Origin of the sequence: Pseudomonas sp. 43(2021) (genome assembly GCF_017490805.1) — a bacterium.
Lineage (GTDB): Bacteria > Pseudomonadota > Gammaproteobacteria > Pseudomonadales > Pseudomonadaceae > Aquipseudomonas.
In genome coordinates this window covers 201,663-224,444 of record NZ_JAFGYJ010000005.1, presented here as the reverse complement: position 1 = coordinate 224,444, position 22,782 = coordinate 201,663, and the positions used below count along the sequence as shown (strand labels likewise).

The 22,782-nt window shown below is 63.6% G+C and carries 19 protein-coding genes; 8 read left to right on the top strand and 11 right to left on the bottom strand.

The genetic code is table 11. From position 1 onward, the window contains the following. Positions 1 to 22: 22 nt before the first annotated feature. The 3 genes from J5M71_RS06500 to J5M71_RS06490 form a co-directional block, all read right to left on the bottom strand. A complete protein-coding gene (locus J5M71_RS06500) occupies positions 23 to 418 on the bottom strand; it encodes a transcriptional regulator (protein WP_207830915.1) in 396 nt (131 codons plus the stop codon). Positions 419 to 495: 77 nt separating this feature from the next. Next, positions 496 to 750, bottom strand: a complete 255-nt coding sequence (locus J5M71_RS06495; RefSeq protein WP_046614667.1) for a BrnA antitoxin family protein — start codon at positions 748 to 750, stop codon at positions 496 to 498. Then, positions 728 to 1,006, bottom strand: a complete 279-nt coding sequence (locus J5M71_RS06490; RefSeq protein WP_207830913.1) for a BrnT family toxin — start codon at positions 1,004 to 1,006, stop codon at positions 728 to 730. Before J5M71_RS06490 ends, J5M71_RS06495 begins: the two co-directional genes overlap by 23 nt. Before the next feature lie 268 nt (positions 1,007 to 1,274). On the opposite strand from J5M71_RS06490, the gene J5M71_RS06485 reads away from it, so the two are divergent. Continuing rightward, positions 1,275 to 1,547, top strand: a complete 273-nt coding sequence (locus J5M71_RS06485; protein ID WP_013973700.1) for a hypothetical protein — start codon at positions 1,275 to 1,277, stop codon at positions 1,545 to 1,547. Between the two features lie 125 nt (positions 1,548 to 1,672). Here the strand turns inward: J5M71_RS06485 and J5M71_RS06480 are convergent, their stop codons facing one another. Next, the gene (locus J5M71_RS06480; RefSeq protein ID WP_063912922.1) at positions 1,673 to 3,034 is read right to left on the bottom strand and encodes a DEAD/DEAH box helicase; all 1,362 of its coding nucleotides are present in this window, start codon (positions 3,032 to 3,034) and stop codon (positions 1,673 to 1,675) included. A 103-nt stretch (positions 3,035 to 3,137) separates the two neighbouring features. On the opposite strand from J5M71_RS06480, the gene J5M71_RS06475 reads away from it, so the two are divergent. Further along, positions 3,138 to 4,439 carry a mechanosensitive ion channel family protein gene (locus tag J5M71_RS06475; protein ID WP_207830909.1) on the top strand — a complete coding sequence of 434 codons (1,302 nt, stop codon included), beginning with the start codon at positions 3,138 to 3,140 and terminating at the stop codon, positions 4,437 to 4,439. 321 nt (positions 4,440 to 4,760) lie between these two features. Here J5M71_RS06475 and J5M71_RS06470 read toward each other — a convergent pair whose 3' ends face one another. From J5M71_RS06470 to J5M71_RS06455, 4 genes are all read right to left on the bottom strand, one after another. Further along, on the bottom strand, positions 4,761 to 6,137 hold the full coding sequence (locus J5M71_RS06470) for a cytosine permease (protein WP_207830906.1): 1,377 nt from the start codon (positions 6,135 to 6,137) through the stop codon (positions 4,761 to 4,763). A gap of 72 nt (positions 6,138 to 6,209) precedes the next feature. Then, entirely contained in the window at positions 6,210 to 7,091 is an 882-nt protein-coding gene (locus tag J5M71_RS06465) for a carboxylate/amino acid/amine transporter (RefSeq protein WP_207830903.1), read from the bottom strand. 285 nt (positions 7,092 to 7,376) lie between these two features. Beyond that, positions 7,377 to 7,976 (bottom strand): FMN-dependent NADH-azoreductase, encoded by a 600-nt coding sequence (locus tag J5M71_RS06460; RefSeq protein WP_039612586.1) that lies wholly within the window; start codon positions 7,974 to 7,976, stop codon positions 7,377 to 7,379. A gap of 111 nt (positions 7,977 to 8,087) precedes the next feature. Next, entirely contained in the window at positions 8,088 to 8,402 is a 315-nt protein-coding gene (locus J5M71_RS06455; RefSeq protein WP_063912931.1) for a hypothetical protein, read from the bottom strand. A gap of 48 nt (positions 8,403 to 8,450) precedes the next feature. Between J5M71_RS06455 and J5M71_RS06450 the strand changes: the two genes are divergently transcribed. The 4 genes from J5M71_RS06450 to J5M71_RS06435 all read left to right on the top strand — a co-directional run bounded on the left by J5M71_RS06450 (position 8,451) and on the right by J5M71_RS06435 (position 12,647). Continuing rightward, positions 8,451 to 9,374: a LysR family transcriptional regulator gene (locus J5M71_RS06450; RefSeq protein WP_012273620.1), complete on the top strand. Its 924-nt coding sequence runs from the start codon at positions 8,451 to 8,453 to the stop codon at positions 9,372 to 9,374. A 13-nt stretch (positions 9,375 to 9,387) separates the two neighbouring features. Next, positions 9,388 to 10,200 carry an alpha/beta hydrolase gene (locus tag J5M71_RS06445; protein WP_063912932.1) on the top strand — a complete coding sequence of 271 codons (813 nt, stop codon included), beginning with the start codon at positions 9,388 to 9,390 and terminating at the stop codon, positions 10,198 to 10,200. Further along, the gene (locus tag J5M71_RS06440; RefSeq protein WP_207830899.1) at positions 10,194 to 10,751 is read left to right on the top strand and encodes a peptidylprolyl isomerase; all 558 of its coding nucleotides are present in this window, start codon (positions 10,194 to 10,196) and stop codon (positions 10,749 to 10,751) included. Before J5M71_RS06445 ends, J5M71_RS06440 begins: the two co-directional genes overlap by 7 nt. 63 nt (positions 10,752 to 10,814) lie before the next feature. After that, positions 10,815 to 12,647 (top strand): ABC transporter ATP-binding protein, encoded by a 1,833-nt coding sequence (locus tag J5M71_RS06435; RefSeq protein WP_207830897.1) that lies wholly within the window; start codon positions 10,815 to 10,817, stop codon positions 12,645 to 12,647. Positions 12,648 to 12,772: 125 nt separating this feature from the next. Here the strand turns inward: J5M71_RS06435 and J5M71_RS06430 are convergent, their stop codons facing one another. Next, positions 12,773 to 13,900: a GNAT family N-acetyltransferase gene (locus J5M71_RS06430; protein WP_207830895.1), complete on the bottom strand. Its 1,128-nt coding sequence runs from the start codon at positions 13,898 to 13,900 to the stop codon at positions 12,773 to 12,775. 262 nt (positions 13,901 to 14,162) lie between these two features. On the opposite strand from J5M71_RS06430, the gene J5M71_RS06425 reads away from it, so the two are divergent. Beyond that, positions 14,163 to 15,407, top strand: coding sequence for a putative porin (locus tag J5M71_RS06425; protein WP_025340175.1), 1,245 nt, complete (start codon positions 14,163 to 14,165; stop codon positions 15,405 to 15,407). Between the two features lie 198 nt (positions 15,408 to 15,605). Here J5M71_RS06425 and J5M71_RS06420 read toward each other — a convergent pair whose 3' ends face one another. Continuing rightward, a complete protein-coding gene (locus J5M71_RS06420; RefSeq protein WP_207830893.1) occupies positions 15,606 to 16,727 on the bottom strand; it encodes a beta-ketoacyl-ACP synthase III in 1,122 nt (373 codons plus the stop codon). Between the two features lie 237 nt (positions 16,728 to 16,964). After that, entirely contained in the window at positions 16,965 to 20,870 is a 3,906-nt protein-coding gene (hrpA, locus tag J5M71_RS06415) for an ATP-dependent RNA helicase HrpA (protein WP_207830891.1), read from the bottom strand. A 534-nt stretch (positions 20,871 to 21,404) separates the two neighbouring features. On the opposite strand from hrpA, the gene J5M71_RS06410 reads away from it, so the two are divergent. Continuing rightward, positions 21,405 to 22,769 (top strand): glutamine synthetase family protein, encoded by a 1,365-nt coding sequence (locus tag J5M71_RS06410; RefSeq protein WP_207830889.1) that lies wholly within the window; start codon positions 21,405 to 21,407, stop codon positions 22,767 to 22,769. The last annotated feature ends 13 nt before the right edge of the window (positions 22,770 to 22,782 follow it).

The following is a 22,782-nucleotide window of genomic DNA, read 5'->3' as shown; positions in this document are numbered from 1 at the left end:
CCTTGCCAGCCTCAAAACGACCTCAGGCAATCTGCGCCTTCGCCGACACCTGCTCGAAGGTGGTTTCGTCCAGCGCGTCCTCCTGCTCGTCCAGCACCTGGCGCGGGTGCTCGAAGCCGGGGATGCTGCTGTCGATCAGGCTCAGCAGCCGCGAACCGCGCTCGGTCAGCACGAAGTTCTCGCCATTGCCACCGTCCTCTTCGGGCCGGGTTTCGATAAAGCCACGTTCGAACAGCAGCCTTTCGTACTCGCAGGCACGGGTTTTCAGGTGGTCCAGGTCGCCCACCGGCTCCCCCTTGGCAGCCAGTGCCGCAGCGTGCTGCTCGGCATAGGGGCGTGGCGTGAAGCTGTGACCGGCGCCGTTCTGCACCTCGTGCAGCAAACGCTCGATCAGGTCCCAGTCGTAGGCGATGCTCATGGCTACGGGCTCCTGCTGTGGACGGAAGGGGTACACAGGTTGGGACCTGTCGAGGTTGCCCGGCGTTCCGAAATATCTCAGCGCTGGCGTTGTTGCGCTTGCATGTACTGGCGCAGCAACTGGTTGATCCGGGTCTGGTAGCCACTACCCTGCTCTTTGAACCAGGCGAGGACATCGGAATCGAGGCGAATGGTCACCGTCTGCTTGGCTGGAACTCGCAGCTCGGCCTCTCGGAAGAAATTTTCATCCAGCTCAGGAATATCCGAGGTATCAATAGCCTGGTCGTCCTGTCGAGCCAGGCGACTCCAGTCAGTTTTCGATGCTTTGGTCATAATGTTTGGCCTCCCATCTGGTGGCTTTGCATGCAGAAATGATGCGAATGACATCACCCTGCCTTTCCGTGTACACGACCACGCCTATCAGACACTTCAGCCAGCCCAGGCAGACCCAGCGTTCCTCATCGTGGTCCGGATTGTCATCGCGGCGAATCAGCATCGGGTGATTGAACATATCCGGAACATCGCTGAAGTCGATGCCGTGCTTGCGGATGTTTATCTGGTTCTTGGCATCGTCCCATTCAAAGAACATGGGACGCTCCGTATTTACATCTGTACATACGATACCTCCTGATCCAGGCCAAGGCTAGGGAGCGATCGCCCACTCTTCAATAGCTTCAGGAGGTTTTGGGAAAGGGATTACAACCTGGAGGGAAGTGGCCTGGCCAAATGGCTCACAAGGCTAGGTCAGATGCCCGGCTGCGGACAGGCTGACCATGAAGTGCCACCGGTCGAAGGCGCTGAACTAACGGCCAGGCACATGCCTCCACCGGGCATCACCACCGCCGGAGGTAGGAAGGATGAAACTGCTGCTGCCCATTGCCTGTGCTACTGCCCTGTCCTGCGCCCTGCCCGCCTGGGCCTGCACACCGGAAGAAGCGACGCAGAAACGCGAAGAGCTGGCCGGGTTGGTCACCCAGTTGACCGAGCAAAACCCGCAGAAGGCCAAGGAGATCAATGACGAGCTTCAAGGGATGGAGCTTGGGACGGCGAGCAAGGATTTGCCCGACAAGTGTCAGCTGATCGACAAGCGCATCAAGGAGTTGAAAGAGGCGGAGAAAAAGGCTGAATAGTTGTCGCCTGTGCTGGCCTCTTCGCGGGTAAACCCGCTCCCACAGGGATCGCACAGGCCTGGAAGCCTGTGGGGTCGCTGTGGGAGCGGGTTCACCCGCGAAGAAGCTAACACCGTTACCGAGCGTTACTCAGCCGCAGGCTTGCGCTTCTTCAGCGGCGCCAGGCCGTCAGCGCTGGCCAGCGGTGCATTGGCCTTCGGCTTGGCGGTTGGCTTGCGCTTGGCGGCTGCCTTCTTGTCACCGGTCTTCTTCTCGACCTTTTTCTTCTTGCTGCCCGCCGCCTTGCCCGAGGCCTTGACCTTCTTCGGCCCGCTGTAGGTGCCCTTCACTTCCTTGATTACCCGGCGCTCGAACTGCTGCTTGAGGTAGCGCTCGATGCTCGACATCAGGTTCCAGTCGTTGTGGGTGATCAGCGAGATCGCCAAACCTTCGCCACCGGCGCGGCCGGTACGGCCCACGCGGTGCACGTACTCGTCACCGCTGCGCGGCATGTCGAAGTTGATCACCAGGTCCAGGCCGTCGATGTCCAGGCCACGGGCCGCCACGTCGGTAGCTACCAGCACCTTGGAGCTGCCCTGCTTGAAGCGGTCCAGGGCCAGCTTGCGGTCCTTCTGGTCCTTCTCGCCATGCAGCACGAAGGCCTTCACGTCCTTGGCCACCAGGTGGCCGTAGATACGGTCGGCCAGGGCGCGGGTGTTGGTGAAGATGATCGCCTTGTCGAAGGTTTCGTTGGCCAGCAGCCACTGCACGATCTGCTCTTTGTGCTGGTCGTGGTCGGCGGTGATGATCTGCTGGCGGGTGCCTTCGGCCAGCTGCGAAACGCTGTTGAGCATCAGGTGCTCAGGGTCTTTCAGCACCTTGCCGATCATGTCGCGCAGGGCCGCACCACCGGTGGTGGCAGAGAACAGCAGGGTCTGCTGGCGGTTCTCGCACTCCTTGCACAGGCGCTCCATGTCTTCGGCGAAGCCCATGTCGAGCATGCGGTCGGCTTCGTCGAGGATCAGCACCTGCACGTGGGACAGGTCGAGGTTGCCGGCGTTCAGCTGCTCCAGCAGGCGACCCGGGGTGCCGATCAGCACGTCCGGCACCTTGCGCAGCATGGCGGCCTGTTCCTTGAAGTCTTCACCACCGGTGACCAGGCCCGACTTGATGTAGGTGAACTGCGAGAACAGCTGCACCTGCTTGAGGGTCTGCTGGGCCAGTTCACGGGTCGGCAGCAGGATCAGCGCACGGATCTCCACGCGGCGCTCGCGCAGGTCGACCAAGCGGTTGAGCAGCGGCAGCACGAAGGCTGCGGTCTTGCCGCTGCCGGTCTGCGCGGTCACGCGCAGGTCACGCCCTTGCAGGGCCAAGGGGATGGCCGCGGCCTGCACCGGGGTTGGCTCGACAAAGTTAAGCTCGGCCACGGCTTTAAGCAGGCGTTCGTGCAGGGCGAATTGGGAGAACACGGAGGTAACCTCAGGCAAGTGCGGGAAATTCAGTTGCATAGGGTAACGTTTTCTGCCGCCTTAGCCGAATTTCTTTTGGCAACTTTGTCGCCATACGCGCTCTAATGGCGCTTCGTTTGGCAACAAGACTGTACGCAAGCCCATGGATATCCAACGAATCTGGCGTGACTCCCTCGACCTGTGGGGCACCCTTGACCAACATCCGATGTTGCACGCGGCCATCGGCCTGGCGGTGCTGCTGCTGGTTTCCCTGGTCATCGGCCGCCTGGCGCGCTTCCTGGTGCTGCATGGCGCCCGCCTGCTGGCCCGCCAGCCAGCGCTGAAGTGGCTGGATGACCTGCGCAACAACAAGGTGTTCCACCGCCTGGCGCAGACCACGCCGTCACTGGTGCTGCAGTTCGGCCTGAAACTGGTGCCCGAGCTGTCCGACACCGCCCAGCACTTCCTCGGCAATGTCGCCCTGGCCTTTACCCTGCTGTTCATGACCATGGCGCTGTCGTGCCTGCTGGATGCCCTGCTCGACATCTATGCCCGCACCGAACACGCCCGCACCCGCTCGATCAAGGGCTACGTGCAGCTGGCCAAGATGATGTTGTGGATCTTCGCCGCCATCGTCATCGTCGCCACCCTGATCGACCGCTCGCCACTGTTGCTGCTGTCGGGCCTGGGTGCCATGTCGGCGGTGCTGCTGTTGGTGTACAAGGACACCCTGCTGTCGTTCGTCGCCAGCGTGCAGCTGACCAGCAACGACATGCTGCATGTGGGCGACTGGATCGAGATGCCCCAGGTGGGCGCCGATGGCGATGTGGTGGACATCACCCTGCACACCGTGAAGGTGCAGAACTTCGACAAGACCATCGTCTCCATCCCCACCTGGCGCCTGATGAGCGAGTCGTTCCGCAACTACCGCGGCATGCAGCAGTCCGGTGGCCGGCGCATCAAGCGCAGCCTGTTCATCGATGCGGCCGGGGTGCGCTTTCTCACCCGCGAAGAGGAACACCGCCTGAGCCAGGTGCACCTGCTGGCCGACTACCTGGCCGCCAAGCGCCAGGAACTGCAGCGCTGGAACGAGGCCATGGGGCCGGTGGCCGAGCTGTCGGCCAACCGCCGCAAGCTCACCAATATCGGCACCTTCCGCGCGTTTGCCCTGGCCTACCTGAAGAACCACCCCAATGTTCACCCGAACATGACCTGCATGGTGCGGCAGATGCAGACCACCGCCGAGGGCGTACCGCTGGAGATCTACTGCTTTACCACCACCACCGTGTGGGCCGATTACGAGCGGATCCAGGGGGATATCTTCGACTACCTGCTAGCGGTGTTGCCGGAATTTGGCTTGAGCCTGTATCAGCAGCCGAGTGGCAACGACATGCGGGTGGGGTTGAGCGGGCGTGTATCGCAAGAGCCTGTGCCGCGTCGGCTGGAAGAAATGAGCGAGGCTTGAGATTGCCGGGGCTGCTTCGCAGCCCATCGCCCAGCCCTTTGGGCTGCGCTGTCGCGTAGATAACTGAAATTGCAAGCAATCCGCGCCCCCTGTGGGAGCGGCTTTAGCCGCGAAGAATCCAACGCGGTGCATGGCACCGGCTGCGCCGGTGTTCGCGGCTAAAGCCGCTCCCACAGGGCCCCTGCTAATTCAATGAGTTATGTGCAGTTCAATGAGAGCTGGCTTGCCGGCGATGGGCCGCAAAGCGGCCCCAAATTGCTTGATTGACAGGCATTACGCCTGAGGGGTGTTTAAGCAGCCCCTTTCCGTGCCAAGGCCGAGTCAGGGGTGCGCATTCCAGGTTGTCGAAAGCGGCTTGCTCTCGCGCCCATGGACCATGCAATACAGCGCACCAGCCAGGATCAACCCCATCGCCCAACTGATGTCCGCCCCCAGCCATTCGGCCACGAAGCCCGTGTAGAACGACAGCTTCATGAACGGGATGGTACCGATGATCGACACGGCGTACACCGCCAGGCTTCGACGATTGAAGCAGCCATAACGCCCCTTGGCGTCATACAGCGCCCCCACATCATAGTGGCCGCGGCACACCCAGTAGTAATCCACCAGGTTGATCGCGCTCCATGGAATCAGCAGGTACAGCTGGCCGATCAGGATGTCGGCAAAGAACGTATCGAAATTGTACTGGGTGGCGATGGCGATCACCGTTGCCGCTGCGGTCAGGCCAGCCATTACCAGGGCCTTGGCAGTCGCGGTCACGCGCCGGATGGTCTTGAAGGCGCCAAAGATCGTGACCGACGACATGTAGGCACTGTACAGGCACAGGACGTTGTACTGGATCACCCCCAGCGCAATCACTGCCAGCGCCAACGGCGCCCACGGGCCAAACAACGCGGCAATGGCTGTGGCCGGGTCATGCCCCAGTGCCGAGGGCAGCTCCACGGCTACCAGCGCGCCCAATGCCATCATGGCGAAGGAGCCCAGCGCACAACCGCAATAGGTGGCCCAGAACGTGGCGCGCGGGTTGACGTTGGCCGGGAGGTAGCGCGAGTAATCGGCCACATACGGGCCATACCCCAGCGTCCACGAGGCCGACTGGGCAACGATCAGGTTGAACGCGGTGAACGAAAAGCCGGTACTCACCGCCGTTGTGGTTGCCATGTCGCCGGGGTGCAGCAGAATCAGCACCAGGGCACCAGCAAAAACCAAGGTGGACAACAGGCTCATCCACGCCCCGAGGCGGTGGATGAGTTCGTAGCCGACAAAGCCGATGACAAAGGTCAGCAAGCCGACCACCACGATCGCCTGGTCATCGCTCATGGGCACCAGGGCCTGCAGGGCATTGCGCATCAGCACGCCGCTGGCGGCGAGGAACAGGACTGCGGCGGTGACCATCACCAGCAGTGGGAGCGCCGCGCCATGGACACCGAACTGGGCCCGGCTCTGGATCATCTGTGGCACGCCCAGGTGTGGCCCCTGGGCAGAGTGCGCGGCCATGAACACGGTGCCGATCAGGTTGCCGACCAACAGGCCCAGCAAGGTCCAGCCCAGGCTCAGCCCCGAGGCCACGCCCAGGGTGCCGACCATCAGGGCGGTTATCTGGAAGTTGGAGCTGAACCAGATGGTGAACAATCGTTTAGGCGTGCCATAACGCTCAGCGTGTGGGACAAATTCGATACTTCGCGTTTCTAGCTTCACGCCGGTCTCCCGATTTTATTTTCATGATTATCGGGTAGGTACCGGCGGGATTTGGGTTCAGTAACGAACGCGTCATAGCTGACTGCGCCATGGCTTGCTTGATAACGTCAGGGTACCCAGGCGGCTCATCCACACCGACGCCAGGATCACCGCCCCGCCGATGAACAGCCTGCCCAGTGGTTCGTCCTGGTTCCAGATCAGCAGATTGAGCAGCAGCCCTACCGGCACATGCAGGTTGTTCATCACCGCCAGCGTGGCCCCAGATACCAGGCACGCGCCCTTGTTCCACCAGTACAGGCCCAGCGCCGTCGGGCACAGCCCCAGGAACAGCAGCACCAGCCACTGCACGTTGGTGGTTGGCAGGTGCTGGACGTTGCCAAACAGCAGGAAGGCCGGCAACACCACGATCAACGCGCCCAGGTAGAAGTAGCCAAAACGCTTGTAGTGCGGCAAGTCGCTGGGGTGGCGTGCTACCAGGTGGCGGTACAGCACCTGGCCGGCGGCGTAGGTGAAGTTGGCCAGTTGCAGCAGCAGGAAGCCGATGAAGAACTCGCCGCTGATGGTGTCGAAGCGGATCACCGCCGCGCCGGCCACCGCCACCAGCGCTGCCACCAGGGCCCACGGGTTGAAGCGCCGGTTCATGGCGTCTTCGATCAGCGTCACGTGCAACGGCGTGAGGATGGTGAACAGCAGCACCTCCGGCACGGTGAGCACGCGAAAGCTCAGGTACAGGCAGACGTAGGTGATGCCGTACTGCAGCGCACCGATCAGCAGCATCGCGCGCATGAAGCGCGGCTCGACCTGGCGCCAGCGAGTCAGCGGCAGGAACACCAGGCCAGCCAGCACCACGCGCGCGAGCACGGCAAAGTAGCTGTCGACGTGCCCGGCCAGGTACTCGCCGATCAGGCTGAAGGAAAACGCCTGGATCAGCGCGACGATTATCAGGTAGCCCATGGTTGCCTCTCGTGGATCAAGGCCGCGACCTTAGCGGGTTGCGATGAATGAGTTCAACCATGAGGAATGTGGGGCTGTGCCGGCCTCTTCGCGGGTAAACCCGCTCCCACAGGGACACCACTGATCTCAGGTGCCGTGATATTCCTGTGGGAGCGGGTTTACCCGCGAAGAGGCCGGCACAGGCCCCCACAAAATTCACAGGCATAAAAAAGCCCGGCCATGCGGGCCGGGCAGGTACACCCAAAGGAGCAACAACAGGTGTCAGGGTTGGGAATTCGCTAAGCTTCAGGCCACCGCCGCCAGCTTGGCCTTGGCCTGGTTGACGCCCTTCTCGTGGAACTCGCCGCTCATGTTCAGGCCTTCGGCATGGATGAAGTCGACATCGTGAATGCCGATGAAGGCCATTACCTGGCGCAGGTACGGTTCCTGGTGGTCGCTGGTGGCACCGGCGTGGATGCCGCCACGGGCCGTCAGGACGATGGCGCGCTTGCCGGTCAGCAAGCCCTGCGGGCCGGTGGGGGTGTACTTGAAGGTGATGCCGGCACGCAGCACGTGGTCCAGCCAGGCCTTGAGGGTGCTGGGGATGGTGAAGTTGTACATCGGCGCAGCCATCACCAGCACATCGGCAGCAAGCAATTCATCAGTCAGTTGGTTGGATCGGGCCAGCGCTTCCAGTTCGGCAGCGCTGCGCTGTTCTTCAGGCTTCATCCAGCCACCCAGCAGGTTGGCGTCCAGGTGCGGCACCGGGTTCACGGCCAGGTCGCGCACGCTGATCTGATCGGCCGGGTGGGCGGCCTGCCACTGCTGGATGAAATCACGGGTCAGCTGACGGGAAACGGAATCCTGCTGGCGGGCGCTGCTTTCGATGATCAGTACGCGGGACATTGGGGGTGCCTCCATCGGCAAAAAGGGTTGCGATTCGATGGAGGTGAGATTACGGCTTGACCTATCGATAAAAAAGCGTAAAAAATGGGTTCAATCTATCGATTTATCAGCTTATTCTGCAGTGCAGTTCAAGGCGATCCGTAGTTTGATGATCTGCCGGTTGAACTTGGCGGTGACATCGACACTTTTCCCGGCCGGTACCATCACCCGGCGCACCCGTGGTGCTTCCGGGCCGTTGCGGAAGGTCACCTTGCACGCGGCCGGTACCTGCCCATAGTTGTTGAGGGTGATGGCGCCAATGTCATAGGCCGTGTCATAGGCGGTGTAGTCGAGCTTGACTCCGGTCAGTTCCTTCTCCACGTCGATGGGATAAGCCATGGCCCCGAGGGGCAGGCACATCAGTATTGCCGCACAACATTTCTTCATGGGCCGCTCTCCTTGAAAGAGCGCAGCTTAGGACAACAGGAGCGAAAGATGAAAGCGCCGCGCGTAACCCTTGACCAGTGGCGAACCCTGCAAGCAGTGGTCGATCACGGCGGGTTTGCCCAGGCCGCCGAGGCACTGCACCGCTCGCAGTCATCGGTCAGCTACACCGTGGCCCGCATGCAGGAGCAACTGGGCGTGCCGCTGCTGCGCATCGACGGCCGCAAGGCGGTACTCACCGAGGCCGGCAATGTCCTGCTGCGCCGCTCCCGCCATCTGGTCAAGCAGGCCAGCCAGCTCGAAGACCTCGCCCACCACATGGAACAGGGTTGGGAGGCCGAGGTACGCCTGGTGGTCGATGCCGCCTACCCCAGCGCCCGCCTGGTACGCGCCCTGGCCGCGTTCATGCCGCAGAGCCGCGGCTGCCGCGTGCGCCTGCGTGAAGAAGTGCTGTCTGGCGTCGAGGAAGTGATGCACGAAGGCATCGCCGACCTGGCCATCAGCAGCTACAGCATCGGCGGCTACCTGGGCGCCGAACTGAGCGCGGTGGAGTTCGTCGCCGTTGCCCACCCCGAACACAGCCTGCACCGCCTGGGCCGCGAGCTGACCTTCCAGGACCTGGAAAGCCAGTTGCAGGTGGTAATCCGCGACTCCGGCCGCGCTCAGCCGCGCGATGTCGGCTGGCTGGGTGCCGAGCAGCGCTGGACCGTCGGCAGCCTGGGCACCGCCGCTACCTTCGTCAGCAGCGGCCTGGGCTTTGCCTGGCTGCCCCGGCACATGATCGAACGCGAGCTGCGCGAAGGCGTGCTCAAGCCGTTGCCGCTGGATCAGGGTGGCAGCCGCCACCCACTGTTCTACCTTTATTCGAGCAAAGAGAAGACCTTGGGCCCGGCCACGCAGATTCTCATCGACCTGCTGCGCAATTTCGACACCGCCCCACTGGACGTGCCCTTCGCAGCCCCCCCACAAGCCTGAGAGGACCGCGCCCATGGCCTATTTCGAACACGAAGGATGCGCACTGCATTACGAGGAATATGGCCAGGGCGAACCCTTGGTATTGCTGCATGGCCTGGGCTCCAGCTGCCAGGACTGGGAGCTGCAGGTGCCGGTGCTCAGCCGCCACTACCGGGTGATCCTCATGGACATCCGTGGCCACGGCCGCTCCGACAAGCCACGCGACGGTTACCAGATCGCCACCTTCAGTGCCGACCTGCTGGCCCTGCTCGAACACCTGCACACCGGCCCCGTGCACTTCGTCGGCCTGTCCATGGGCGGCATGGTCGGCTTCCAGTTTGCCGTCGACCACCCGCAATGGCTGCGCAGCCTGTGCATCGTCAACAGCGCCCCCGAGGTCAAGCGCCGCACCCGCAATGACTGGCTGTGGTGGCTCAAGCGCTGGGGCCTGGCGCGCCTGCTCAGTGTCGAAACCGTCGGCAAGGGCCTGGCCGAGCGGCTGTTTCCCAAACCGCAGCAGGCCGAACTGCGGCAGAAAATGGCCCAGCGCTGGGCACGCAACGACAAGCGCGCCTACCTCAAGAGCTTCGACGCCATCGTCGACTGGGGCGTGCAGGAACGCATCGGGCAGATCCACTGTCCTACCCTGGTGGTTGCCGCCGACCACGATTACACGCCGATACAACTGAAGCAGCGCTACGTCGCCCTGATGCCTCACGCCAGGCTGGTGGTCATCGACGATTCCCGGCACGCTACACCCCTCGACCAACCCGAGGTCTTCAACCAGACCCTGCTGCAATTCCTTGCAGCCGCTTCCACCTCTCAAGGATCTTTGAGCCCATGCTGAAAAAACTCCTGCTCACCGCCTGCTCGGTCGCCTTCGCCACCAGCGTCATGGCCTCCGACAAGACCCCGCACGTATTGCTGGACACCAGCTTCGGCCAGGTCGAAATCGAGCTGAATGCCGAGAAGGCGCCGGTCAGTACCAAGAACTTCCTCGAGTACGTCGACAGCGGCTTCTACAACAACACCATCTTCCACCGTGTAATCCCGGGCTTCATGGTCCAGGGCGGTGGCTTCACCGACCAGATGGTGCAGAAGAACACCCGCGCCCCGATCACCAACGAAGCCGGCAACGGCCTGCAGAACACCCGTGGCACGCTGGCCATGGCCCGTACCCAGGACCCGAACTCGGCCACCAGCCAGTTCTTCATCAACGTGGCCGACAACGACTTCCTCAACCCTGGGCGTGACCGTGGCTATGCCGTGTTCGGCAAGGTGACCAAGGGCATGGAGGTGGTTGACCAGATCGTCAATTCGCCAACCACCATCAAGAAAGGCATGCGCGATGTACCGGCCGACCCGGTCTACATCAAGTCGGCCAAACGCATCGACTGACCGCAGGCTTCACAGGGACGTGAAACCGCCTGAGGGCCGGATGAAACAGGAGTGTCGTCACCCATGCTGTACCGCCGTTTCGAACAACTGATCGACATCTTCCGCGACGCGCCCAGCGAGTCGCCGCCCGGCCAGGTCTGGCCGTTCTACCTGTATTACCTGCGCCAGGTGTGGCCGAGCTTTCTCGCCCTGCTGGTGGTCGGCCTGTTCGCCTCACTGATCGAGGTGGCGATGTTCAGCTACCTGAGCCGCATCATCGACCTGGCCCAGGGCACACCCAATGCCAACTTCTTCAGTGAGCACAGTGGCGAGCTGATCTGGATGCTGGTGGTGATCCTGCTGCTGCGGCCGGTGTTCTTCGGCCTGCACGACCTGCTGGTGCACCAGACCATCAACCCCGGCATGACCAGCCTGATCCGCTGGCAAAACCACACGTACGTGCTCAAGCAGAGCCTGAACTTCTTCCAGAGCGATTTCGCCGGGCGCATCGCCCAGCGCATCATGCAGACCGGCAACTCGCTGCGCGACTCCGCCGTGCAGGCGGTGGATGCGCTGTGGCATGTGCTGATCTACGCCATCACCTCGCTGGTGCTGTTCGCCGAGGCCGACTGGCGCCTGATGCTGCCGCTGCTGCTGTGGATCATCGGCTACATCGCCGCGCTGTACTACTTTGTGCCACGGGTGAAGGAACGTTCGGTTATTTCCTCCGATGCCCGCTCCAAGCTGATGGGGCGAATCGTCGATGGCTACACCAACATCGCCACCCTCAAGCTGTTCGCCCATACCGACTACGAACAGCAGTACGCCCGCGAAGCGATCAGCGAACAGACCGAGAAAACCCAGCTGGCAGCGCGCGTGGTCACCAGCATGGACGTGGTCATCACCACCCTCAACGGCTTGCTGGTGGTCGCCACCACCGGTCTGGCGCTGTGGTTGTGGAGCCAGTCGCTGATCACCGTCGGCGCCATCGCCCTGGCCACCGGTCTGGTGATCCGCATCGTCAACATGTCGGGCTGGATCATGTGGGTGGTCAACGGCATCTTCGAAAACATCGGCATGGTCCAGGACGGCCTGCAGACCATCGCCCAGCCGGTCACCGTCACCGACCGGCCCAACGCGCCAGCGCTCAAGGTCAGCCGCGGCGCGGTGCGTTTCGATGATGTGGACTTCCATTACGGCAAGGCCGCCAATGTGATCGAAGGGCTCGACCTGGACATCCGCCCGGGCGAGAAGATCGGCCTGATCGGCCCGTCCGGGGCGGGCAAGTCGACCCTGGTCAACCTGCTGCTACGGCTGTACGACGTGCAGGGCGGGCGCATCCTCATCGACGGCCAGGACATTGCCGAGGTAAGCCAGGCCAGCCTGCGCGCGCAGATCGGCATGATCACCCAGGACACCTCGCTGCTGCACCGCTCGATCCGCGACAACCTGCTGTATGGCCGCCCTGGTGCCAGCGAGGCCGAGCTGCTCGAAGCAGTACGCCGGGCGCGGGCTGACGAGTTCATCCCGCAGCTGTCGGATGCCCTGGGCCGCACCGGCTTCGATGCCCACGTGGGCGAGCGCGGGGTCAAGCTGTCGGGCGGCCAGCGCCAACGCATCGCCATCGCCCGGGTGCTGTTGAAGAATGCGCCGATCCTGATCATGGACGAGGCCACCTCGGCGCTGGACTCGGAGGTGGAGGCAGCGATCCAGGAAAGCCTGGAGACGCTGATGCAGGGCAAGACAGTGATCGCCATTGCCCACCGGCTGTCCACCATTGCGCGGATGGACCGGCTGGTGGTGCTGGACAAGGGGCGGATTGTAGAAAGTGGCAGCCACAGTGAACTGCTGGAGCAGCAAGGCTTGTATGCCCGGTTGTGGCATCACCAGACCGGGGGGTTTGTCGGGGTCGACTGATGCCTGTGCCGGCCTCTTCGCGGGTGAACCCGCTCCCACAGGGACCGCACAAATTTCACGGTCTGTGCAGTACCTGTGGGAGCGGGTTCACCCGCGAAAGGGCCGGCACAGGCAATATGAATGGATCAGTCCCGGCGATAAGGCAACATCCCCCGGGCCTCCTCGGCATAGGCCCGCACCCCTTCCCGCTCCTGCACCAGAAAATCCTCCACCGCCCGCCGCAACCCCGGGTGCAGCAGGTAGTGCCACGACCGCGTCAGCACCGGTTCGAACCCGCGAATCAGCTTGTGCTCCCCCTGCGCCCCGGCATCGAAGCGCTGCAACCCCTCGGCAATGGCAAAGTCCATGCCCTGGTAGAAACAGGTTTCGAAATGCAGCCGGTCGAATTCATCCAGGCACCCCCAGTAGCGGCCAAACAGGCTGTCGCCCCCCACCAGGCTCAGGGCCATGGCCACATCACGTCCCCCCTGCCGCGCCATCACCACACGCAACGCCTCGGGCATGCGTTCTGCCAGCAGGCTGAAAAACGCGCGTGTCAGATAGGGCGCACGGCGGCGCACCGCATAGGTGTTGGCGTAGCAGCGGTAGACGAAATCCCACTGCGCCTCATCCAGTTCTCCCCCACGGTACCAGCGGAACTCAATGCCGTGCCCGGCCACCTGTTCACGTTCCTTGCGCATCTGCTTGCGCTTGCGCGAACTCAGGCTGTCGAGAAAATCCTGGAAGTCGCGGTAGCCGTGGTTGCGCCAATGGAACTGGCAACCCAGGCGCTCCATCCAGCCCGGCTGGCTGGCCAGTTGTTCGTCCAGCGCCGGCTCGGTGAAATTGATGTGCGCGCCAGACAGCCCACCCTTGCCCAGATACTCCGGCAACGCCTGCAGCACCAGCAAGCCATCGGCTGGGTCGGCGGCGAGCAGGCGCGGGCCGCTGACCGGGCTGAACGGCACGGCACCCAGCAGCTTGGGGTAGTAGGCGATGCCGGCCCGCTCACAGGCATCGGCCCAGCCATGGTCGAACACGTACTCGCCAAACGAGTGCCATTTGCGGTACGCCGGCAGCAGTGCCCGTACCTGCCCGTCCCGCTCCAGCACCAGGTGCTCGGCGGCCCAGCCGGTGCTGCGTGCGACGCTGCCGCTGTCCTCCATGGCACTGAGAAACGCATGGCGCAGGAACGGTTGGCCGGCCGGCACCAGGGCATCCCAGGTGGCCGCCGGAAGATCACGCAAATGGGCAAGGCTATACAGGCTGGTCACGGTTTTGGCTCGCTGTCTCAAGGTACCCAGTATCCCCAAGGAAGGCCCGTCACTCAAATCACCAACGCCGGGCCAGATCCTTTCATTCTCAATTACTTAACCGCAGTGCCACTAATTCGACATTAATCTGTCATTCGCCCCCGCAATACTTGCGCCTGTTTTCCGGAACCCCAGAACCTGTCTATTCAGGCCCTTTCCGAAGACATGCCAACACGGGGCGGGCGCTTGAGCCTCCCCCATCTTATTCAACAGGGAGAACCTTATGCGTCTTGTTTCTACACTTACCGGAGTGAGCCTCACCGGCATGATGCTGGCTCTGAGTACTCCGGCCAGTGCAGCTGTCGACGCCAAGCTGCTCGAAATGCTCCGCGCCAATGGCTCGATCAACCAGGCGCAGTACAACGAACTGCAGGCGGACCTGGCTCAAGAAACCAAGGAAAAGGCCGCTCAGAAAGCTCAGTCCGAACGGATGAGCTCCTTTGAACAGAAAGTGGCATGGGCCGCCAAGACTCAGATCAAGGGTGATGTGCGCCTGCGTTACGAAGACGTCAACGTCGACGACCCGATCGCTCGCAGCGGCAACCAGGACCGTGAACGTGTACGTGCCCGTGTCGGCTTCTACAGCGAGATCAACCCGCAGGTAGACGCCGGCGTGCGTGTGGCCACCGGCAGCAGCGCCGATGCCCGCTCGACCAACCAGAGCCTGGACAACTACTTCGAGAAGAAATCGCTGTGGGTTGACCTGGCCTACCTCGACTGGCACCCGACTGCCGTCCCGAACCTGCACCTGATCGGCGGCAAGATGCTGCAGCCATGGGTGAGCATGGGCGACATCATCTGGGACAGCGACATCAACCCGGAAGGCCTGGCCGCGACCTACAAGACCAACCTCGGCCCGGCCGAAGTGTTCGGCAGCATCGGCCACTACAACCTGAAGGACAACGTCGACGGCGACGGCGTGCAGTTCAAGCACGACGCACAACTGTACGCGGCCCAGCTGGGTACCAAGTTCAACGCGGCTGACACCGTCAAGGTCACCGTCGGTGGCAGCATCTACGGCTACGACAACGACAAGGAATCTGCTGCCCTGCGTTCGCTGGGCAACACCACCAACGAGTTCCAGCTGGTGGAAGGTTTCGGCCAGGTCGACTTCACCGGCTTCGCCATCCCGCTGTCGGCCTACGGCCAGTTCGTCAAGAACACCGAAAGCACCGATGGCAAGGACAAGGCCTGGCTGGCTGGCCTGAAGAGCAAGATCGGTGCCTGGAGCCTGGACTACAACTACCGCGACGTGCAGCGTAACGGTGTAGTCAGCCTGTTCACCGACTCCGACTTCGGTAACGGCTTCACCGGTTCCCGTGGCCACAAGTTCAAGGTGGGTTACGAAATCGACAAGAACTTCGCCCTCGGCGCGGCCTACATGATGGCCAAGACCGACTTCTCCAACCTGCCGAACAGCGATGCTGACGTAGACACGTTGCAGGTAGACCTGGAAGCCAAGTTCTAAGCGACACCCTGCACTGCTTCAGCTGAAGCGGGAAATGCCGACCCCATCCGGCATTTCCCGCTTTTTTTGCCTGTGACAAATGCACCGGCCTCTTCGCGGGTAAACCCGCTCCCACAGGGATATCACAGATTCGAATGCTGTGGTGTCCCTGTGGGAGCGGGTTCACCCGCGAAGAGGCCGGTACTGGCTTGCGCTCAATCAGCGCTTGCGCAGGATCACGCTACCAATCGAGTACCCCGCACCAAACGAGCTCAACACCCCCAGCGAGCCCTTGGCCAGGTCGTCCTGGTACAGGTGGAAAGCAATCACCGACCCCGCCGAACTGGTATTGGCATAACGGTCGAGAATCACCGGTGCATCTTCCTCGGCCACTTCACGCCCCAGCAGTTTCTTGACGATCAGGTGGTTCATGCTGAGGTTGGCCTGGTGCAGCCAGAAGCGTTTCACATCGCCTGGTTGCAGCCCGTTTTCCTGCAGGTGCTCACCGATCAGCTCGGCCACCTTCGGGCACACCTCGCGGAACACCTTGCGGCCTTCCTGGATGAACAGCTTGTCCGCCGCGCCCTCGCCCTCTTCCGCCGCGCGGTTGAGGAAGCCGAAGTTGTTGCGGATGTTGTTGGAGAACTCGGTCCACAGCTTGCTGCTGACGATATCGAACTGGTGCGCCGAGGTGGCCTTGTCGGCACGTTCGAGCAACACCGCGGTGGCGGCATCACCAAAGATGAAGTGGCTGTCACGGTCACGGAAGTTCAGGTGGCCGGTGCACACCTCCGGGTTGACCATCAGCACCGCACGCGTCTGCCCCAGGGCCACGCTGTTGGCGGCAGTCTGGATGCCGAAAGTGGCCGACGAACAGGCCACGTTCATGTCGAAGGCAAAGCCCTGGATGCCCAGCGCCTGCTGCACTTCGATGGCGATGGCCGGGTACGGGCGCTGCAGGTTGGAGCAGGCGACGATCACCCCGTCGACATCGGCAGCGCTGCGGCCGGCGCGCTCCAGGGCCTGGCGGGCAGCGGCCACGGCCATTTCGCAGAGCACCGACGGTTCGTCGTTGGAGCGCTCGGGCAGGCGCGGTTTCATGCGCTGCGGGTCGAGGATGCCGGCCTTGTCCATGACGAAGCGACTCTTGATGCCCGAGGCCTTTTCGATGAACGCCGCGTCGGACAGCGGCGCCGCTTCGACTTCACCGCGCTCGATGGCAGCGGCGTTGTCCTGGTTGAACTGCTGCGACCAGGTGTTGAAGGACGCCACCAGTTCTTCGTTGGAAATGCTCTGGGCCGGGGTGTACAGGCCGGTGCCGCTGATCACGACGTTATGCACGGTCGTTCCTCTGGTCAAAGGCCATCGCCACGGGGCGCTGGCTGGAAACATGACAGGTTAATGGCACTTTAGTGCCAATTTAAAGGCGAGGGCTGCGCCCTCGTTCGCGGGCACGCCCGCTCCCACAGGTACAGCACAGGCAGCGAACCTTGCACATCACCTGTGGGAGCGGGCGTGCCCGCGAAGGGGCCGCAAAGCGGCCCCAAATTGCATCAATATTGCCACATCTGCGGAAGTTTAGCCCTCCACCTGGCTCCATTGCTTGCTCAATCGCTTGTCGGAAATCGGCACCTTGGTCCCCAACTGCTGGGCGAACAGCGACACCCGATATTCCTCCAGCCACCAGCGGTACAGGGTCAACTGTTCATCGCGCTTGCCTTCCTGGGCATGCTTGTCGGCACGGGCCTTGTACTGCGCCCACAGGTTGGCCAGCTCGCCGCTCCACACCCGGTCCTTCTGCACCTGCGAACCCAGCTTCTCCAGGCGCAGTTCCACCGCCTTGAGGTAACGCGGCAGCTCCTTGAACCAGGCCCCGGGGGTTTCGCGCACGAAGCCCGGGTACACAAGGTTGCCCAGCTGTTGCTTGATGTCGTTCAGCGCCACCGCCTGGCTCAGGTCGATCTTGCCCTTGAAGCGCTTCTGCAGCCCATGCCACAGCTTCAGCACTTCCAACGTCTGCCGTGCCAGGCGCTCGGCATGCTCGGCCCAGCTGCCGCGCTTGCGCTCGGCCAGGCCAGCCAGGGCCGCACCATCGCGTGGCAGCGGCTGTTCGCCTTCAAGGATGCAGCTGTCCAGGCTGGCCAGCAGAATATCCTCGACCAGCGCCTCGACCCGGCCCATTTCCCGGTACAGCAGGCCCAGCTCGGTCAGTCCCGGCAGCTTGCCGCGCAGGTACTTGGCCGGCTCGGCCAACTGCTGCAGCAACAGGCGCTGCAAGGCGCGGCGGTGCTGGAACTCGGCTTCGGCCTGAGTCGAGAAGCGCCCCTCGCGCACGGTGCCACCCTCCTCCACCAGCGCCGGGTACACGGTCATCGACAGGCCGGCGATCTTCTGCTGCGCGGTCTGCTTCACCTCGCTGAAAGCCTTGGCCTGCACCGGTTGCTCGCTCTTGGCGTCACGCGGCACGGCCAGCGCTGCCTGGCTGGCGGCGGCAAAGCGCGCGGTCAGCTCGGCCAGGTCGCGGCCTTCACCCAGGAACTTGCCCTGGCCGTCGACCACTTCGATGTTCATGCGCAGGTGGCCTTCAACCAGGTTGACCGACTCGTCCCAGGCCTCGTCAGGCACACGGGCGCCGGTCATGCGCAGCAGCTCCTGGCCCAGGGCCTGCGGCAATGCGCCCTGGCCAAAGGTCATGCGCGCCAGCGAGGCCTTGACGAAGTCCGGCACCGGCACGAAGTTCTTGCGCAGGGCCTTGGGCAGGTTGCGCACCAGCGCCACGCACTTGGCTTCCAGCAGGCCCGGCACCAGCCATTCCAGGCGCTCGCCCGGCAGGCTCGGCAGCAGCGGTGCCGGCACCCGTACGGTCACGCCATCGCGGGGGTGGCCGGGCTCGAAGTGGTAACTCAGCGGCAGGCGCAGCTCGCCCACCTGCATGCTGTCGGGGTATTGCGCGGCGGTGACTTCGCTGGCCTCACGGGCCAGCACGTCTTCCTCGCGCATGATCAGCAGGTTGGCGTCCTTCTGGCTGCCCATGCGGTACCAGCTGTCGAAGGTCGCGGTCTGGTGGATTTCCGCCGGCAGGCGCGCTTCGTAGAAGGCGTACAGCGTCTCTTCGTCGGCGAGGATGTCACGGCGGCGGGCCTTGGCCTCCAGTTCGTCGAGCTCTTCCAGCAGGCGCTTGTTGGCCGCCAGGCACTTGGCCCGCGACTGGATTTCGCCACGCACCAGGCCTTCGCGGATGAACAGCTCGCGCGAGGTGACCGGGTCGATGGGGCCGAAATGCACCGGTCGACGGCCGACCAGGATCAGGCCGTACAGGGTGATCTGCTCGTAGGCCACCACCTGCCCGCGCTTCTTCTCCCAGTGCGGCTCGAAGTGGTTCTTCTTGACCAGGTGGCCGGCCAGCGGCTCGATCCAGTCCGGCTCGATCCTGGCCACCATGCGTGCGTACAGCTTGGTGGTTTCGACCAGTTCGGCAGCCATCACCCACTGCGGGCGCTTGCGCCCCAGGCCCGACGACGGGTGCACCCAGAAGCGCCGCTGGCGGGCGCCCTGGTAGTCGCCCTCTTCGGTCTTCTGGCCGATCTGGCTGAGCAGGCCGCTGAGAATGGCCTTGTGCATTTTCGGGTAGTCGGACGGGTCCTTGTTCACCGTCAGTTGCAGGTCACGGCAGATCAGCGCCAGCTGGCGATGGGCATCGCGCCATTCGCGCAGGCGCAGGTAATTCAGGAAGTTCTTGCGGCACCAGTTGCGCAGCGGGTTGGCGGTCAGCGCCTGGCGCTGTTCCTCGAAGCCACGCCACAGGTTGACCAGCGCGGCAAAGTCGGAATCCACGTCCTTCCATTGCGCGTGGGCCTGGTCGGCGGCCTGCTGACGCTCCGGCGGGCGTTCGCGCGGGTCTTGCACCGACAGCGCACTGGTGACGATCAGCACTTCCTGCAGGCTGCCCAGGCGGGCGCCTTCGAGCAGCATGCGCCCCAACCGCGGGTCGATCGGCAGGCGCGCCAGCTGGCGGCCGATCGGCGTCAGCTGGTTCTCGCGGTTGACCGCCGACAGCTCCTGCAGCAGGTTGAAACCGTCGCTGATGGCCTTGCCATCCGGCGGCTCGATGAACGGGAAGGCATCGATCGCGCCCAGGCGCAGGTGCAGCATCTGCAGGATCACCGCCGCCAGGTTGGTGCGCAGGATCTCCGGGTCGGTGAACGCCGGCCGGCTGTTGAAATCCTCTTCGCTGTACAGGCGCACGCAGATGCCCGGCTCGACCCGGCCACAGCGGCCCTTGCGCTGGTTGGCACTGGCCTGCGACACGGCCTCGATGGGCAGGCGCTGGACCTTGGCGCGGTAGCTGTAGCGGCTGATGCGTGCGGTACCGGTGTCGATCACATAGCGGATGCCAGGCACGGTCAGCGAGGTTTCCGCGACGTTGGTGGCCAGCACCACGCGGCGCCCGGTGTGCGGCTGGAAGATGCGCTGCTGCTCGGCCGGCGACAGGCGCGCGTACAACGGCAGGATCTCGGTATGGCGCAGTTGCGCCTTGCGCAAGATCTCGGCGGCATCGCGGATCTCCCGCTCGCCCGGCAGGAAGATCAGTACATCGCCGGGGCCCTTGCCCTCACTCCGCTCGTGGTGCGCCAGCTCATCCAGCGTGGCGAGGATGGCCTGGTCGACGGTGAGGTCGTCCTCGATCTGGTTGCCCTCCTCGTCCTGCTCGCTGGTCAGCGGGCGGTACCAGGTTTCCACCGGGAAGGTACGCCCGGACACCTCGATGATCGGTGCGCCGTCGAAGTGTTTGGAGAAGCGTTCCAGGTCGATGGTCGCCGAGGTGATGATCAGCTTCAGGTCCGGGCGACGGTGCAGCAGGGTCTTCAGGTAGCCGAGCAGGAAGTCGATGTTCAGGCTGCGTTCATGGGCTTCGTCGACGATGATCGTGTCGTAGCGTTCGAGGAAACGGTCGTGCTGGGTTTCGGCCAGCAGGATGCCGTCGGTCATCAGCTTGACCAGGGTGTTGGCGTCGCTCTGGTCCTCGAAGCGCACCTGGTAGCCGACCAGCCCGCCCAGGGGCGTGCCCAGTTCTTCGGCGACCCGCGCAGCAACGCTGCGGGCGGCGATCCGGCGTGGCTGGGTGTGGGCGATCAGGCCATGGCTGCCACGGCCCAGTTCCAGGCAGATCTTCGGCAACTGGGTGGTCTTGCCCGAACCGGTTTCGCCGGCGATCACCAGCACCTGGTGTTCGGCCAGAGCCTTCTTGATTTCGTCACGCTTGGCAGCGATGGGCAGGCTGTCGTCGTAGCGCACGGTCGGCACGCTCTGCTGGCGCGCGGTGACCTGGGCGCAGGACGCCTGGACCTTTTCCACCCACTGCGCCAGCTTTGCCTCGTCTGGGCGCTTGCGCAGTTCGTGCAATTGCCGGCGCAGGCGATGGCGGTCGGCGATCATGGCGTGGTCGAGGTTTTGCAGCAGTTTGTCGATGGCGTGGTCAGTCATGGGGCTTTTTAGTGATGCAGGTGGGCCTGCTTTTTCATGATCGGCATTCGAAGGATGCGCGATTGTCGCAGATTTGCCGGTTCTCTGCTGCCTGTGCCGGCCTCTTCGCGGGTAAACCCGCTCCCACAGGTACCCCACAGCTCTCAGCCTTGATGCGATCCTGTGGGAGCGGGTTCACCCGCGAAGAGGCCAGTTGCAACAGCACATATGTTTAGCCAAATGCGATGTAAAGGTTGCCATTCACTGCTTTAATCAACCTTACGCCGCATGTGAGTATCAAAGGCATGACTCCCGTCCAGCCCATCGCCCCACCGCTGTCCCGCCCTTCGCTGCCGAAGGCCCGGCGCCGTGCCGGTGAAAATCCGCTGGTCCACATCATCCTTGCCTTCTGGGCCCTGTGGCACTGCCGTCACGCGCGCCCACCGGATTTCTCGCTCACGCCTTGGTGACCCAACCCGGCCGTCGTCTGGCCGTTTGAATCAGCCGGGCCGCCTGCATGCGCGGTGGCCCTGTGCGCCCGTGAGCGAATCCATCATGCACTTTGCACCCGTAGAGCAGGCCAGCCGTTTTCTGGCCGACAACCCCGATATCGAGCTGTTTGAACTGTTCATCCTCGACGCCAACGGCGTACCGCGCGGCAAGCTGCTGCACCGCGAGGAACTGCTGGCCGTGTACCAGACCGGCCGGCCGCTGCCCAGCACCATCCTCGGCCTGACCCTGAACGGCGACGACGTGGAAAACTCCGGCCTGGTGTGGGACGTCGGCGATATCGACTGCCGCGCCTACCCGCTTGAAGGCAGCCTGGTGCGCCTGCCCTGGCGCCGGGTGCCGACCGCCGCAGTGCAGGTGAGCATGCACCCAAGCGAGGGCCTGCCGGCCAGCATCGCCGACCCGCGCCACGTGCTGCTGCGAACCATCGAGGCGTTGAAAGCCGACGGCTACCATCCGGTGATGGCCTGCGAGCTGGAGTTCTACCTGCTCGACCAGCAACCAGATGCCCAGGGCCGCCCGCAACCGGCGCTGGACAACGATGGCGGTCGCCCACGCACCACCCAGGTGTATGGCCTGCGCGAACTGGAGCAGATCGAGCCGTTCCTCGCCGACCTCTATGCCGCCTGCAAAGCCCAGGGCATCCCGGCCCGCACGGCGATTTCGGAATACGCCCCCGGCCAGGTGGAAATCACCCTCGAACACGGCGACGCCCTGCAGGCGATGGACCAGGCCGTACGCTACAAGCGCCTGGTCAAAGGCGTGGCCCATGCCCATGGCATGCAGGCCTGCTTCATGGCCAAGCCGTTCGCGCAACTGGCCGGCACCGGCATGCACATGCACCTGAGCCTGGCCGACAGCGCCGGCAACAACCTGTTCGCCAGTGAGGACAAGGCCGGTACCCCGCTGCTGCGCCAGGCCGTGGCCGGCATGCTGCGCCACCTGCGCGACTCGCTGCTGCTGTTCTGCCCCAACGCCAACTCGTTCCGCCGCTTCCAGGCCAACAGCTATGCACCGCTGGCGCCGACCTGGGGCGTGGACAACCGTACCGTGAGCCTGCGCATACCGGGCGGCCCGGCCAACAGCCGGCATGTGGAGCACCGCATCTGCGGCGCCGACGCCAACCCCTACCTGGCCGCTGCGGCGATCCTTGCCGCCAGCCACCGGGGCATCCGTGAACAACTTGACCCGGGGGCACCGGTAGAAGGCAACGGCTATGCCCAGGCCACCGAACACCTGCCCACCGACTGGCTGACCGCTCTCGATGCCCTGCAGCATTCCAGCTGGGCTCGCGAAGCACTGGGCGAGGACTTCCTTGGCGTGTACCTGAAGGTCAAGCGCGCCGAGTACCGCCAGTTCATGGCCGAAGTCAGCGAGCAGGACTGGCGCTGGTACCTGCACCAGGCCTGAGCCCCCACCTAAC